Here is a 12,820-nt window from a genome sequence, read left to right on the forward strand (position 1 = left end):
CCAAAAACACCAACTTTCAGACCGGAAAAGACGACCTGTTCCTCTTCCGGCTACTTCTCAACCTTCCGTATCGGTATTTCGATCCAGTCGAATGCCCAGTGCAAGGAAATTCTCCCGGCTTGGGATGTCCAACTCTATGCCGTTTTCCAGAATCCAGCGCGCGGCGTATTTCGCGACTGTATCGAAGTCCTGCAATGCGGAATCCAGAACGATGCGGGTCCGCCCATCCTTCAAGGTCAACTGCATCCAACCTTTCCGGCTTTTCCGTCTGGTCGCGTAGAAGCGCAGCTTCACCGTTTGAAGGTCTTTCCATGCAAGGCTGGCACTGAACGGTGTGGAAACGGTCAGGGTATCGGCCGTCATGGAGACTTTCGTGACCCATTTTTGGGCTGTTTTCACACCAAAGGCCAAGAACAGCATGCCGGCCGCCAGAAATATCCAGAACAACGCGGGGATCGGGTTCAAGAAAAGCGCGGGGCCGAGGGTGAACAGAAGGCCCGCGGCACTGCGGGCGAAATCGGCCAGAAGAGGCCGGCGCTCATAGGCGGTATGAAGGGTCTGGTCCGTCATTTGGGTGCAAGGTCCGAAAAGGGGTCGACCCAGCGCACCGCCGGATGTGCGGCAACCAATGCCGCCAGCGCATGCAGGAACGTCCAACAGGCGTCGTCATGAACGATATGATGGGTCATGATGCCTGTGGGCTCCTCCAAGGCGGCACCGATGCGCCGGGCATGCAGATGGTCTGTGATCAGGGCCAAGGCTTCCCCGTCGCCAACGAAACCCCGGCTCCCCCGCCAGGCGATGATGTCGCAATGGGTATCGATCCAACAGCGTGGTCCGGCCGGTCGGTCCGACCGGCGATAGGTCGACAGGCCCGACAGACCGATATCTTCCAACTGGGCAGGCAGACTGTCCGCGATACGGTTCCAGGGGGGGGCCAGGGCGGGTCGGAACCGGGTGCCGAAAATGGCCGTCAGTCTCTCCCGCCCCGTAGTGAGGTCGGCGAGCATCTCTTTGGCGTCGCGGCTTTCCGGAAACTCGCTTTTCTTCTCACCGGGCCCGGCATGGCTGCGATGCGCATAGCCGTGTTGGATGACGGAAAAGCCTGGGTGCTTGTCCAGGAACGCGGTCAACGACGGGTCGGCCAGGGCCGCGATCACGGCAAGCGACACCGGCGCGCCCGAAGCCGTTTGCGCCAAACGCTCCAGAAGGGGGCCCGGCTTCACGGTATCGTCGTCGCGCCACCACAAGGTCGCGGTACGGCCGGCCTCGGCCCATAAGTCCAACTCGTCCCGCAAATCCTGCCAGGGCTGCGTATTCACGTGTTCGTCCTTTCCGCGCCGCGCAATCCGGTTTGAATTGCGGCGGCGGTATCGCCTTCATGGCATAGGCTTAATATCCTTGCCGTCCGGTCCGCGCCAGCCAGGTCAATCGCGGGTGACCGCCGCGACCGGTTCGCTTGTGTCCGGACGGCGTCGAACAAGGAATCCGCCGTCACACTCCCTTCCGAAAGGACGGTCGCGCCGATAACGGAAGCCATGCGGTCGGCCCGCATTGCCTGTTCCTTCTGGCCGCCATCCGCGAAAGGGCACAGCACCGCGGGCGCGCCGGTGGCGAAAAGATCGACGGCGGTGTTGTATCCCGCCTGACTGACGGAGACGGCGGCGCGGGACAACATCGCCCGGAAGTCGGCCCGGGCGGGCTCTATCGTGACATGGGCGGGTGCCGCCAAGCCGGCGGCATCAATGTCCATATTGCGGCCGACCAGCAGCCGCCAATGCCATCGTTCCGCACCGGGCAGCCGGGACGCCGCCAGGGCGGCATCGAACAAGGATGCGCCGACCGCCCCGCCGCCGGCGGAAACGATCACCTCGTCCTGTCCGGCGGCACCGTCATCCGGGCCGTCGGGCTTCGCGACATAGCCGGTATAGGCGATGGGGGTGGTAAGACGGCCCGCTGCCAGAAAGGAATCCTCAAGCCGCGCAATCGAAGGATCGCCATGCACCAGGATCAGATCGAAACAGGTATTCGCCCAAGTCAGGCATTCTTCGATCCGTTTCGGGTCGTTCTTCGGCTGCAGGATATCGCGTATGGAACAGACGATTGGAACGCCGGCCTGCCGGGCCAGGGATATCAGCGGCAGCAGTTCGAACCGGAACCGGCGGCGGGCGAAGGGGAACCCCTCGACCAGCAGCAGGTCCGGTTCGGCCCTCTGGAACCCGTCGAGCAGGATGTCCCGGCGTTCGGCCCATAGGGAGTCCGTGGCGGGCGCACCCGCTTCGTCGAGCAGCACGGAAAACCCGGCATCGGCCGAGCGAAGATCGGGCAAGGGGACCCATTGATACGGGTGTTCATCGGCGCAGGACCGGCGGCCCGTCGCCACGGTCACCGCGAAACCCAGGTCCCGACAGGCCGATGCAATGGCAAAGGCGCGCTCCATATGTCCGATGCCGAGCAGGTGCTGCACATGGATGAAGAGATGCGGAGTCATTCCGGGTTTAGCGGTCATTCGCCGGTCAGGTCAGCGCTTCGTTCAAGGATATCACACTGACGGAGCCGTCCGCCGACAGATCGAAGCGATGCAAACAGGCATTCTTCAGCTTTTCCGGCGCGTCCGCCGTCATGTCCCATCCAGTTGCCATCGCATAAAGCGCCCGAATGACGGCCTTATGGGCAATGACAAGACAAGGCTCATTCTGTTCCGCAAGCTCGGCCAGAAGCGGGCGTAGCCGGTCCATCACCATGCGCGGGCTTTCCCCGCCGGGTGGCGTGAAGTCCAACCCGCGTGCTTCGTTCACGCGCATTTCTTCGCCAAGGCGTTCGCGCAGTTCCGCCAGTTGTTCGCCTTCCCATTCGCCGAAATCCATTTCGATCAAACGCGGGTCGATATCCGGCTCCCGCCCGGTCAGCAACATGGCCGTTTTCCGCGCGCGGGACAGGGGGCTGGCAAGCACCCGCCATGTCTTGACGTCATCGGGAAGACGCCAACTGGCAACGTCCAGCCGTCCTTCCTCGCTCAGGAACCTGTCGGCGCGGCCCTGGAACCGCCCTTCCGCGTTCCAGTCGGTTGGGCCGTGCCGAATTATGGCGAGCTGCGTCATCGGCGATACTCCTCCATTATTGTATTTATTATACTGAAAAGAACCCGCTGCGCATGGTTCATGTCATGCCGGCAACTCACATTCGCGGCAGCCGCCAATCCCATCATACGGCGTGCCTCCGGATTTCGAAGGTAGTAGGCCACCGCCTCGGCAAATGCTTTGGCGTCGCCCATTTCGGTCAGAAGTCCGGTCCTGCCGTCGATGATCATATTGGCGACGCCCGGATTACCACCGGACACGACGGGCAGGCCGGCCGCCTGCGCTTCCAGCACGCCAAGACCGAAAGCTTCGTTCAGGCTGGGCCAGACGGCAAGATCGCACGCCGCTTGAACCCGCGCGAGGTCCTCGGCGGAGAGAGAGCCCAGAAAAGCCGTCTGCCCGAAATCCGATTTTGGAATACCAGTGAACATTGCCTCCACCTCTTCCCGGGCGGGACCATCCCCGACGACGACCAGGGACCAGTCCGGGGTATCCACCCGGCCTAGAGCGTCGGCCAAAAGCCGGTAGGATTCCTTCTTCACGTCCTGCCGCATCATGGCGGCCGCAAGCAACCAGGGCCTGTCCATGTCCAAGCCATGGGCCTTGGCGATCCTGGCACGCGTCTCTTCCCGGGCGGCGGCAGCGGCGGAATAGGGCGCGGTGTCGACAAAGGGGGGAAGGTCGACGGCTTGGCACCGGGTTGAAAGCAAAGGGATTACGCAATCCCGATCTGTGGGATTAAGAAAAAACGCGGCATCGGCACGCGCCAAAGCTTTCCGAACCGCCGCGTGTCCCGTCGCCCAGGGACCTTCTTCCTGTTTCGGGGCGAAGCTTGGCTCCGCGACGCAATACGGTATGGCGAACATGTCGCACAGATCCGGGCCGATCAGGTCAGGCGCCTTGTGGTAAAGGTGATAGGTGAACCACAGGTCCGGCGCGCCATGGCGTTCGTACCAGGATGCAAGATCGGACCGTTCCAAAGCGGCGCGCTCCCAGATGGCGGCTTGCGCCGCCGCATCGCCCTTGCCTTCCCAGCACCGTGTGCTCGACGCCAATGTCACCTTGTGCCCGCCTTGCGCCAGGACCTGCATCAACAGTCGCGCCATGCGCCGGTCGCCTGACGGCACGGGATGAGTGGGGGCCTTCATCGGCGCATAGAATTCTATCCACATGCGGCCGCTTTATCGCTTTCGGACGGGTTTCGCTTGCCCGAACCTTTCGGGTCTTCCGGCAAGCCGAACCGCTGGGCCATGCCGGTGATGCAGACAGCCGCGTCGAATGCCGTGCGCACACGGGCTTCACCCGCCGCGCCATATTGGTCGCGCAGGTCCGGATCCGCGATCAGCTGCGCCAAGGCGGCGGTCAGCGCGGGAACATCGCCCGGCTGCACCAGTGCGCCGGTTTCGCCATCCAGGATCAATTCCGGCACAGCGGATACCGCCGTCGATAATACGGCGAGGCCCTGGCTTTGGGCTTCCATCAGAACATTAGGCAGGCCGTCGCGGTCACCGTCATCTGCGATCTTGCTTGCCAGCACGAACAGGTCGGACTGACGCAAGCGGTTCAGCACCGTCTGTTGCGGCTGCGCACCCAGCCATTCCACACGATCGGCAATACCAATTTCTTCGGCCTGACGTTTCAGCGCCTCGCGTTCTGCGCCGCCGCCGATATGGGTCAATCGCCATTGCAGGTTTTGTGGTATTTTCGACAAGGCGGTGAGAAGGTCGGGATACCCTTTCTTGGCAACGGCCCGGCCCACTGAAATCAACCGCACGGGGTCGGATGGGTCCGAACCGTCGCGTCGGGGTCTGTCCGTTTCCGTATGGGGAAAACGGGCCAAATCCAAGCCATGATAGTCTAAACACACCTTTTCAGGATTAGGTTCGGCCAAATCACGTAGATGGTCCGCACCGACCCCGGTGCAGGTCGAAAGCCAATCCATTGCCGCCAGTTTTTCCCGCTTTTCCCAATCGGAAATGGTCCAGATATCCTTGGCATGGGCAGACCCGCTCCAGGGCAGACCCAGCATCATCGCCGCATATCGGGTGACCGAGGCCGGTGTGTGCAGGAAATGAAAATGCAGGCGGTCTATCCGGCCTTCCAATTCCGCGGCAAGGACCAGGGCCTGTCCGAAGCGGCGGATTCGGTTTGGCGTTCGGTCCCGCATCAGATCCTTGAGCCAAACCTTCCGGGCTTCCGCATAGCCTTTCCGCTTGCGGATCTTCCACCAGGCGCAGAGCACCCGCTTGGGTTCCTGGTATAGATATTCCGGCAGATAGAGGACGGGCGCCGATATTTCCGCGTGCACCGGATGGGTATGGCGATCAGTCGGGTGGCGTAGGGATACGATATGAATGTCCAGGCCGCGACGTTCCAACGCCAGAATTTCCTGTGCGATGAACGTTTCCGATAGCCGTGGATAACCTTTAAGGACGAACGCCGTCGTCATGGAACCTCATCGACCCTCGGCCGCATCCCTATTGCATGTTTTCTGACCAGCCGTCGATCCGGCATATCTCGAAAGGCCGCGCGGTTATTTGGAACTGGCGACGCGAACCTTGTTCCGGGGGCGCGCGGCCAGACGCGCGGCCAGGATATTCACGCTTTCCAACCCGTCCAACAAACCGGGGATGATCACTTCCGAAGGGGGGTTTTGCTGCGGCAGATGACGCAACGCCGTCGCCATGTCCTTTGGCAGTTTGGTCTCTTCCGGGTCCAGCATATTCAGCAGGCCCAATTCCTGCGCCCGTTTGGCGCGGATATATTGCTCGCGCCGAGGATAACGGCGCGGCACGATGACCGCCGGTTTGTCGAAGGACAGGATTTCACAGAAGGTGTTGTATCCACCCATCGCGACCATGCCGACCGCGTCGACGATCAATTGTTCCAAATGGGCGTCGAAGGTGATGATTTCCACATCGTCCAATTTTTCCGCGCGGCCTTTGAACGCGGCCTGGCTTTCGGTCGACATGAACGGACCAAGCACCACCAGCGCCGGATAAGGCAGCTTGCGATCGGTTTCGTATGCCTGAAGGACCCAGTCGACCAGTTCCTCTCCATCGCCGCCACCGCCGGGCGTTACCATGATATAGGGCTTGTTGATTTTCGAGGTCGCGAAGGCGGAAGTTGGAAGATCGGCCGGTTCGCTGCGCTGCAGGTAGCCGGTATAGACCATCTTGCGACGGACCGATTGCGGGATTTCCAAGCCTTCAAGCGGGTCGCAGAATTGCGGCAGGCCATAGACCCAAAGCTCGTCGTAATATTGCGACAGGGCCGGGATGGCGCGCTTGCGCTTCCATTCCGGTTCCAGCAGGGCCGGCTCATCCATTACATCGCGCAGACCCAGAACGCAGGGAATGCCCTTTTCGTTCAGGTCTTGCAGCGTGGATTCCACTTCGCCATGCAGCCCCAACGGTTCCTTGTCGACGATGAAAAGGTCCGGATCGAAGGTTTCGGCGGTATGGCGGATGATCGATTCCCGGATCGCCAATGTGTCCGCGATATTCATATGCAGCTTCAACGGCGTGTACTCGCCATTGCGCAGTTTGATGACGCCGGGCACACGAACGAAGTCCACACGGGTGCGGAAATCGAAACTGCCGATGATGGAAGACCCGGTCAGGATCAGGACGGATACATCCTTGGATTCTTCAACCAAGGCATGCGCAATCGCCCGCACGCGCCTCAGGTGACCAAGCCCGAAGGTGTCGTGGCTGTACATCAGCACGCGTTTATGGTGGCCCCGGCTCATCCTCGTGCACCTTCCTCGCGGCAGCGGTTTCTTTTCGTCCGCCAATTGCCGGTTTGCGCCCCCCCGCGAACGAATCCCGGGACAATTGAACTCCCCGATTCGAACTATTACATGGAAAAGTCCTACCGTCACAATGGATTTCCGACTCAGCCCGGCATGTCCAAATCGCCGTGAAGACCGCTGATAGGCATCCAAACCCGGAAATCGCGTCATTTTTTGCCGGTTCGCGATAAAGTGTGACCGTAGCGGTTGGTTTTGCGGGGCGCCCGCACACATAAAGGGGTAGGGAAATCGCCTCTGACCGCACGAACAAGGAAAAGCATTGTCCCGATTGGATTCATTCATCCGCCGCGTGACTGCCCAGCGCGCCTGCTTGGACTATGCCGCCCAGTTGATTGATGGGCAGGATGGCGTGGTTTTGGAGGTCGGCCTCGGCAACGGTCGGACTTTCGATCACCTGCGTGAAATTATGCCGGATCGCGAGATTTTCGTCTTCGACCGGCAGGTGGCATCCCACCCCGACAGCACGCCGGACGAGGATCACCTTTTCCTCGGCGATCTTCCCGATACCCTGGCGAGGGCGGCGGAAGACCTGCCGCAGCCCGCCATTTTGGTGCATAGCGATATCGGCACGGGCAATGCGGAATGGGATGCCAGGATGGCGGAGATGATGGCCGATGTGTTGCCCCGGGTCCTGAAACCAGGGGCGGTTGTCGTCAGTGACCAAAAGATATCCCTGGCCGATGCGGAAGACATTTCTCTGCCCGCAGGCGTGCAAAAGGGGCGATATTTCTTCCAGACGTATCGCGGCCGATAGAATAATCCGAAACGTCCGGCCTTTTCCTGATTCCGCGGCCTGTGCCGCACTCGGCCCAAAGGTGGTGGACGGTCAGAGGTTGAAATCGACAATGACGGGCACGTGGTCGGACGGCTTTTCCCAACCGCGCGCGTCCTTGACGATATCAACGCCGGTGACCGCGCCGGCCAATGGCGCCGTTACCCAGACATGGTCCAGGCGGCGGCCCTTATTCGCGGCCTGCCAGTCGCGGGACCGGTAGCTCCACCAGCTATACAGCTTTTCCGGTTCCGGAATTTGGGCGCGAACCGCGTCCACCCATTTCAAGCCGTTTTGAAAAGCCGTCAGTTTCTCGACCTCAATCGGCGTGTGGCTGACGACCTTAAGAAGTTGTTTGTGCGACCAGACGTCGTTTTCCAAGGGCGCGATATTCAGATCGCCGACCAGCACCATCGGCTTGGTCGCCTTTCGGTCGGACTTGAACCAATCGCGCATTTCATCGAGGAAACGCAGTTTGTGATCGAACTTCTCGTTCACCTCCGGGTTCGGTTCGTCGCCGCCGGCGGGAATGTAGAAATTGTGCAGCTCGAACTTACCGTCGACATCGACCGCCACATGCCGGCAATCCTCCTTGCCCGCCCAATCGCGGCTGCCCGTGTCGGTAAGCGGCAGGCGGGACAGGATGGCGACGCCGTTATACCCTTTCATGCCGCGAAAGATGACATGCTCGTAGCCCAGCGCTTTGATGTCCTCCAGCGGGAATTTCGAATCCTCGACCTTGGTTTCCTGCAGGCACAGCACATCCGGCTTATGGCTCTCCGTGAACTGCGCGACAATGGGCATGCGAAGTCGGACGGAGTTGATATTCCAGGTAGCCAGACGCATTGCGGAAATCCTTCCAGGTAAGAAAAAGCCGGTTCAGAAAGTGAAGGGGAGACCCCGTTGACGGAACGAGGTCGTTCAGGCCGCCGCACCCCGCGACACGCGTTTCGCGGCATAGGCCCGGGCGGCGTCCCCAAAGGCGCCGAACATTGCCTTGCTCAACGGCCAGGTCAGGGCGACGGGGTGTTCCGGATGCCATTGAACGCTGAGCAGGAAGCCCTTGGCGGACGGCATCGAGACGGCCTCGATAATGCCGTCGGGGCTCTCCGCTTCGACAACAAGATCGGGGGCCAGGCGGTCGATGGCCTGGGAATGCAGGGAATTCACGTCCGCCTCGGTCGCGCCGCCGGCCAAATCCGCCAGCGGCCCGTCCGCACGGATCGAAATCGAATGGGCGACGTCGTATTGCCCGGAATAATCCAGATCGTTGTTCACCCGGTGATCGCGCTTGCCCGGCAGTTCCTGAACATGCTGATGCAAGGTGCCGCCCAGTGCGACATTCAGTTCCTGGTGACCCCGGCAAACGGCGAAAAGCGGCATGCCGCGTTCAATCGCCTTTTTGATCAGCGGCAGGGTGGTGCTGTCGCGGCGCGGGTCGCGCTTTACGCCTTCGCGGAAAGACGGGCCTTCGTAGTGATGCGGCTCCACATTCGACGGACTGCCAGTCAGGAACAATCCGTCCAGCCGGTCCAGCAACATGTCCAGGTCCAACACATCGCCCAGCGGCGGAACGATCATCGGCGTCGCCTGCGCGGCATTGGCGATGGCGTTCACATATTTGTCGCCGACCTTCACGTAGAAGCGGTTGCCTTCGTCTTCGATGGCGCAGCCTGAAACACCGATCAGTGCGCTTTGCATGGCGTTCACCTATATCTGATATGTCTTGTCGCCGGCGCGTCTGGCAAAACCCGTGCCGATGGCTTAGGCCAACGAGGGCAGGGTGCGATCCGGCTTCCGGAATTTGTAGCGGAAGCCGCCGAAGAGGGCACCCCGGAAATTGCGGTGTATTGTCGCCGAACGAAAAATTGAGCAGTTCGATCCGATAGTAAATCGACGGCTCAGGAAACAGGGTTTTACGATCACGTGGACGCAACGATTGAAACCATCGTGCTGCTCAAGGGCGCTGTCGTCGGGGCATGGTTCCTGGTCTGGTTCGCACTGGAACGGTTCCGCCCGGCGGCTCGGGAATGGGTTCAATCGCCATCCCAATCCTCATCGGTCGGCGCGGCGGCAACGTCCGAGGATGACAAGCGAATGGGGCGGTTTAACCGTTGGTTCAGGAACGGTGCGCTCTTCGCCATCAACACGCTTTTGTCCCCGGCGATCGTTATTCCGATCAGTACCGTCATGGCGGCTTATGGCCCCGATTGGCGTCCCGATTGGGTTGGGCAGGCCTATGGCGGCTGGGCCGGTTTGGCGCTTGATATCCTGTTGCTCGACCTCTTCATCTACGTTTGGCACCGGGCCAACCACGTTCTTCCCTTCCTGTGGCGTTTTCATCAGGTTCATCATTTCGACCGGCATCTGGATACGACGAGCGCGGTGCGGTTTCATTTCGGTGAGGTCGTTCTCTCCGCCGTGACGCGCGGGCTTTATGTGGGGCTGTTGGATATTCCTCTGACCTCTGTTCTGGTGTTCGAAGCGGTGGTGCTGCTCTGTTCCATATTCCATCATTCGAATGCGCGCCTGCCGGCGGGTGTGGAGCGCGCGCTCAGCATGGTCATCATCACGCCGGGCATTCATTGGGTGCATCACCATGCGGTCCGCAAGGACACGGATTCGAACTACGGCACGCTGTTCAGTTTCTGGGACAGGGTGTTCGGGTCCCGTTCGAAAACCGCCCGCTGGGCCGAGATGCCGATCGGGCTTGAAGGCGAGACGGTCGATAAGTCGCTCGTCGGTCTGCTGCTGGCGCCGATCCAAAGGCCGCGATAGGCCGCCCTATCGGACGAGCCCCTTGGTGAATTCCCGATGGAAACGGAAATAGCCGTCTTCCGTCACTTTCAGATGCTCTTTGATCAAGGCGTGAAGCTGCGGAAGACGGTGAAACGGCACGCCGGGGAAGGAATGGTGTTCCGCATGATAGGGCATGTTCCAGGCCAGTTTGCGGACAAACCAGGTCGTCCGTGTCGTCCGGCTGTTTTCCAGCATGTTCGGCGAATAGGGGCAGCCGCCATGCTCGGCAAGCAGATAAAGCCTTAGAAACGGCTGGCCGAGCAGAAGCGGCACCAGCCAAACGAAAATCAAGACGGTCGATCCGGTGGCCAGCGATGCCGCGGCGAGCAGGCCATAAAGCATCACCATGACCCGCGCCTCCCAAGCAATCTTTTTCCGTTCCGGTGTCGGAATGAAATGCCCGGCATCCCCGTCGCACGCTCGACCACAAGCATTGCGCGCCAAGGTTTTCAAATGGCTGAACCACACGGGCAGTCCGGTGATATGGACCAAATATTGGCCAAGGGTCTGCGGTTTGGGCGATTGAAGTTCGGGGTCTTTCTCTGGATCCTGGGTGTAGCGATGGTGTTCGAAGTGGAAATGCCGGAACCAGTCGGGCGGCAGGATGATCAGGAATCCGCAAATCCAGGCGACCGCCTTGTTCAGCCACGCCGTCGCGAACACGGTGCGGTGCGATGTCTCGTGCAGCAGGGTGAAGAGGAAGACCAGCAGAATACCCTGGGGCAGCATCAGCGCGGGCCAACAGGGAACCCGTGCGGCGATCAACCCGCCGAGCAACAGGATCAATCCCCAATGTCCCGCCAAATGCAGCAATCCTTCCCGATCCGACTTCCGGGTCAGGTCGGCGCGTTGTTGCGGCGGCAACGAGCGGATAAAGGCGCGGTGATCCATAAGGTTCCTTTGGCGGGCCTGAATTCTTTAAACCGTTTTAGTTGATCAGGATCAATGACGTCGTTCTAACTTTTTGTTTTGCTTTGCATATTAGTGTGGGGAAAAGCGATGAGCACAGATACAAAGCAAGCACCGTCGGATGTTGGCGCGGTGTTGGATGCGCAGGCTGAACAGGCTGCGGTGAAACCGGCAGCGAAAACGCCGACCCAGGCAAAGGCGAAATCAGCGAAGCCGAAAACCGCAAAAACCCGTGTTGCCAAAACGGGTAAGGCCAAGCCCGTGGGCGTTGAACCCGGCAAAACGGATCGAGCCGGGGCACCGCAGCATGATGGCGGTGAGCAACTGCACCACCTGGCTGAGATGCGGCACGATCCCGAAACCATTCGCCGCCTCTTCGAGAATGGCGAATATCCGTATCACACAAAGATCAAGCGGCAGGTCTATGAACAGCACAAGGCCGACCTTCAGGTCGAATTGCTGAAGGTCCAGCGCTGGGTGAAAGAGACGGGACAGAAAATTGTCATCCTGTTCGAAGGGCGCGACGCGGCCGGCAAGGGCGGCACCATCAAACGCTTTATGGAACACTTGAACCCCCGCGGTGCGCGTGTCGTCGCATTGGAAAAACCCACCAACCAGGAACAGGGCCAGTGGTATTTCCAGCGCTATGTCGAGCATTTGCCGACGGCGGGTGAAATCGTGATGTTCGACCGGTCCTGGTACAACCGGGCAGGGGTCGAGCGCGTCATGGGCTTCTGCAACGGCAACGACTATCTGGAATTCATGCGACAGGTGCCTGAGCTTGAGCGGATGTGGACGCGGTCGGGCATCCGGCTTTACAAATACTGGTTCTCGGTCACCCAGGACGAACAGAAACGCCGCTTCGCCCAGCGCAAGAAAGACCCGTTGAAACAGTGGAAGCTATCGCCGATCGACATCGCCTCGCTGGAAAAGTGGGAAGACTATACCGAGGCGAAGGAAGCGATGTTCTTCTATACGGATACGGCGGACGCGCCGTGGACCATCGTAAAGTCATCCGACAAGAAACGCGCGCGCTTGAACTGCATGCAGCATTTCCTCTCCACATTGTCCTATCCCGGAAAGAACGAGCATGTGGTTCATGGACCGGACCCGTTGATCGTCGGCTCCACCCATCATGTGATCGGTAAAAGTGAGCACATCCTGGGGGCAAGCCTGCAAGGCGATTAACCCGTGCGGCCGGACGGTCAGGGTTCGTCGTGATCTTGGCGGTGGAAAGCCAATCCGTAGAGCCATTCCGCAAGTGTCAGGATCAGGAATCCACCGACGGCGAAGATCGGCAACCGCCATTCGACCAGATAGCCGCGATAGGGGCGGATTGGTTTCCACCCGGTGAAATCGGGGAAATAGGTCCAGGCCGCCCAAAGCGCCGCGCCCAGCAGAACGGCGACGGACAGGCCCAGAATGTGGCGGAATGTCGTCATCTGG

14 protein-coding genes are annotated in these 12,820 nt (G+C 60.3%); 3 read left to right on the plus strand and 11 right to left on the minus strand.

Features of this window, described 5'->3' with window-relative positions:
* Positions 1 to 57: 57 nt before the first annotated feature.
* The 7 genes from EOI86_RS13670 to EOI86_RS13700 form a co-directional block, all read right to left on the minus strand.
* Complete coding sequence (locus EOI86_RS13670) at positions 58 to 570, minus strand: hypothetical protein (RefSeq protein WP_127765739.1); 513 nt, start codon at positions 568 to 570, stop codon at positions 58 to 60.
* Positions 567 to 1,322, minus strand: coding sequence for a polysaccharide deacetylase family protein (locus EOI86_RS13675; protein ID WP_127765740.1), 756 nt, complete (start codon positions 1,320 to 1,322; stop codon positions 567 to 569). Before EOI86_RS13675 ends, EOI86_RS13670 begins: the two co-directional genes overlap by 4 nt.
* Positions 1,319 to 2,509: a glycosyltransferase family protein gene (locus EOI86_RS13680; protein ID WP_127765741.1), complete on the minus strand. Its 1,191-nt coding sequence runs from the start codon at positions 2,507 to 2,509 to the stop codon at positions 1,319 to 1,321. Before EOI86_RS13680 ends, EOI86_RS13675 begins: the two co-directional genes overlap by 4 nt.
* A 7-nt stretch (positions 2,510 to 2,516) precedes the next feature.
* Positions 2,517 to 3,101 (minus strand): histidine phosphatase family protein, encoded by a 585-nt coding sequence (locus tag EOI86_RS13685; protein ID WP_127765742.1) that lies wholly within the window; start codon positions 3,099 to 3,101, stop codon positions 2,517 to 2,519.
* The gene (locus EOI86_RS13690) at positions 3,098 to 4,252 is read right to left on the minus strand and encodes a glycosyltransferase family 4 protein (protein ID WP_127765743.1); all 1,155 of its coding nucleotides are present in this window, start codon (positions 4,250 to 4,252) and stop codon (positions 3,098 to 3,100) included. The genes EOI86_RS13685 and EOI86_RS13690 overlap by 4 nt, the downstream gene beginning before the upstream one ends.
* Entirely contained in the window at positions 4,243 to 5,529 is a 1,287-nt protein-coding gene (locus tag EOI86_RS13695; protein WP_127765744.1) for a glycosyltransferase family 4 protein, read from the minus strand. The genes EOI86_RS13690 and EOI86_RS13695 overlap by 10 nt, the downstream gene beginning before the upstream one ends.
* An 84-nt stretch (positions 5,530 to 5,613) precedes the next feature.
* Positions 5,614 to 6,831, minus strand: a complete 1,218-nt coding sequence (locus tag EOI86_RS13700; RefSeq protein ID WP_205032197.1) for a glycosyltransferase family protein — start codon at positions 6,829 to 6,831, stop codon at positions 5,614 to 5,616.
* 331 nt (positions 6,832 to 7,162) lie between these two features.
* Between EOI86_RS13700 and EOI86_RS13705 the strand changes: the two genes are divergently transcribed.
* Entirely contained in the window at positions 7,163 to 7,648 is a 486-nt protein-coding gene (locus tag EOI86_RS13705; protein ID WP_240035670.1) for a class I SAM-dependent methyltransferase, read from the plus strand.
* Between the two features lie 72 nt (positions 7,649 to 7,720).
* Here EOI86_RS13705 and xth read toward each other — a convergent pair whose 3' ends face one another.
* Both xth and EOI86_RS13715 read right to left on the minus strand, forming a co-directional pair.
* Positions 7,721 to 8,512 (minus strand): exodeoxyribonuclease III, encoded by a 792-nt coding sequence (gene xth, locus EOI86_RS13710; protein WP_127765746.1) that lies wholly within the window; start codon positions 8,510 to 8,512, stop codon positions 7,721 to 7,723.
* A gap of 75 nt (positions 8,513 to 8,587) precedes the next feature.
* Positions 8,588 to 9,367, minus strand: a complete 780-nt coding sequence (locus tag EOI86_RS13715) for a gamma-glutamyl-gamma-aminobutyrate hydrolase family protein (protein ID WP_127765747.1) — start codon at positions 9,365 to 9,367, stop codon at positions 8,588 to 8,590.
* Positions 9,368 to 9,592: 225 nt separating this feature from the next.
* Between EOI86_RS13715 and EOI86_RS13720 the strand changes: the two genes are divergently transcribed.
* Complete coding sequence (locus EOI86_RS13720) at positions 9,593 to 10,444, plus strand: sterol desaturase family protein (RefSeq protein ID WP_240035671.1); 852 nt, start codon at positions 9,593 to 9,595, stop codon at positions 10,442 to 10,444.
* Positions 10,445 to 10,450: 6 nt separating this feature from the next.
* Here EOI86_RS13720 and EOI86_RS13725 read toward each other — a convergent pair whose 3' ends face one another.
* The gene (locus EOI86_RS13725) at positions 10,451 to 11,356 is read right to left on the minus strand and encodes a fatty acid desaturase family protein (RefSeq protein WP_127765748.1); all 906 of its coding nucleotides are present in this window, start codon (positions 11,354 to 11,356) and stop codon (positions 10,451 to 10,453) included.
* Positions 11,357 to 11,464: 108 nt separating this feature from the next.
* Here EOI86_RS13725 and ppk2 point away from each other — a divergent pair, with 108 nt between their 5' ends.
* On the plus strand, positions 11,465 to 12,562 hold the full coding sequence (ppk2, locus tag EOI86_RS13730) for a polyphosphate kinase 2 (protein WP_127765749.1): 1,098 nt from the start codon (positions 11,465 to 11,467) through the stop codon (positions 12,560 to 12,562).
* A 17-nt stretch (positions 12,563 to 12,579) separates the two neighbouring features.
* Here ppk2 and EOI86_RS13735 read toward each other — a convergent pair whose 3' ends face one another.
* Positions 12,580 to 12,816: a hypothetical protein gene (locus EOI86_RS13735; protein ID WP_127765750.1), complete on the minus strand. Its 237-nt coding sequence runs from the start codon at positions 12,814 to 12,816 to the stop codon at positions 12,580 to 12,582.
* Positions 12,817 to 12,820 lie beyond the last annotated feature (4 nt).

Source organism: Hwanghaeella grinnelliae (genome assembly GCF_004005845.1).
GTDB classification, from domain to species: Bacteria; Pseudomonadota; Alphaproteobacteria; order UBA8366; family Aestuariispiraceae; genus Hwanghaeella; species Hwanghaeella grinnelliae.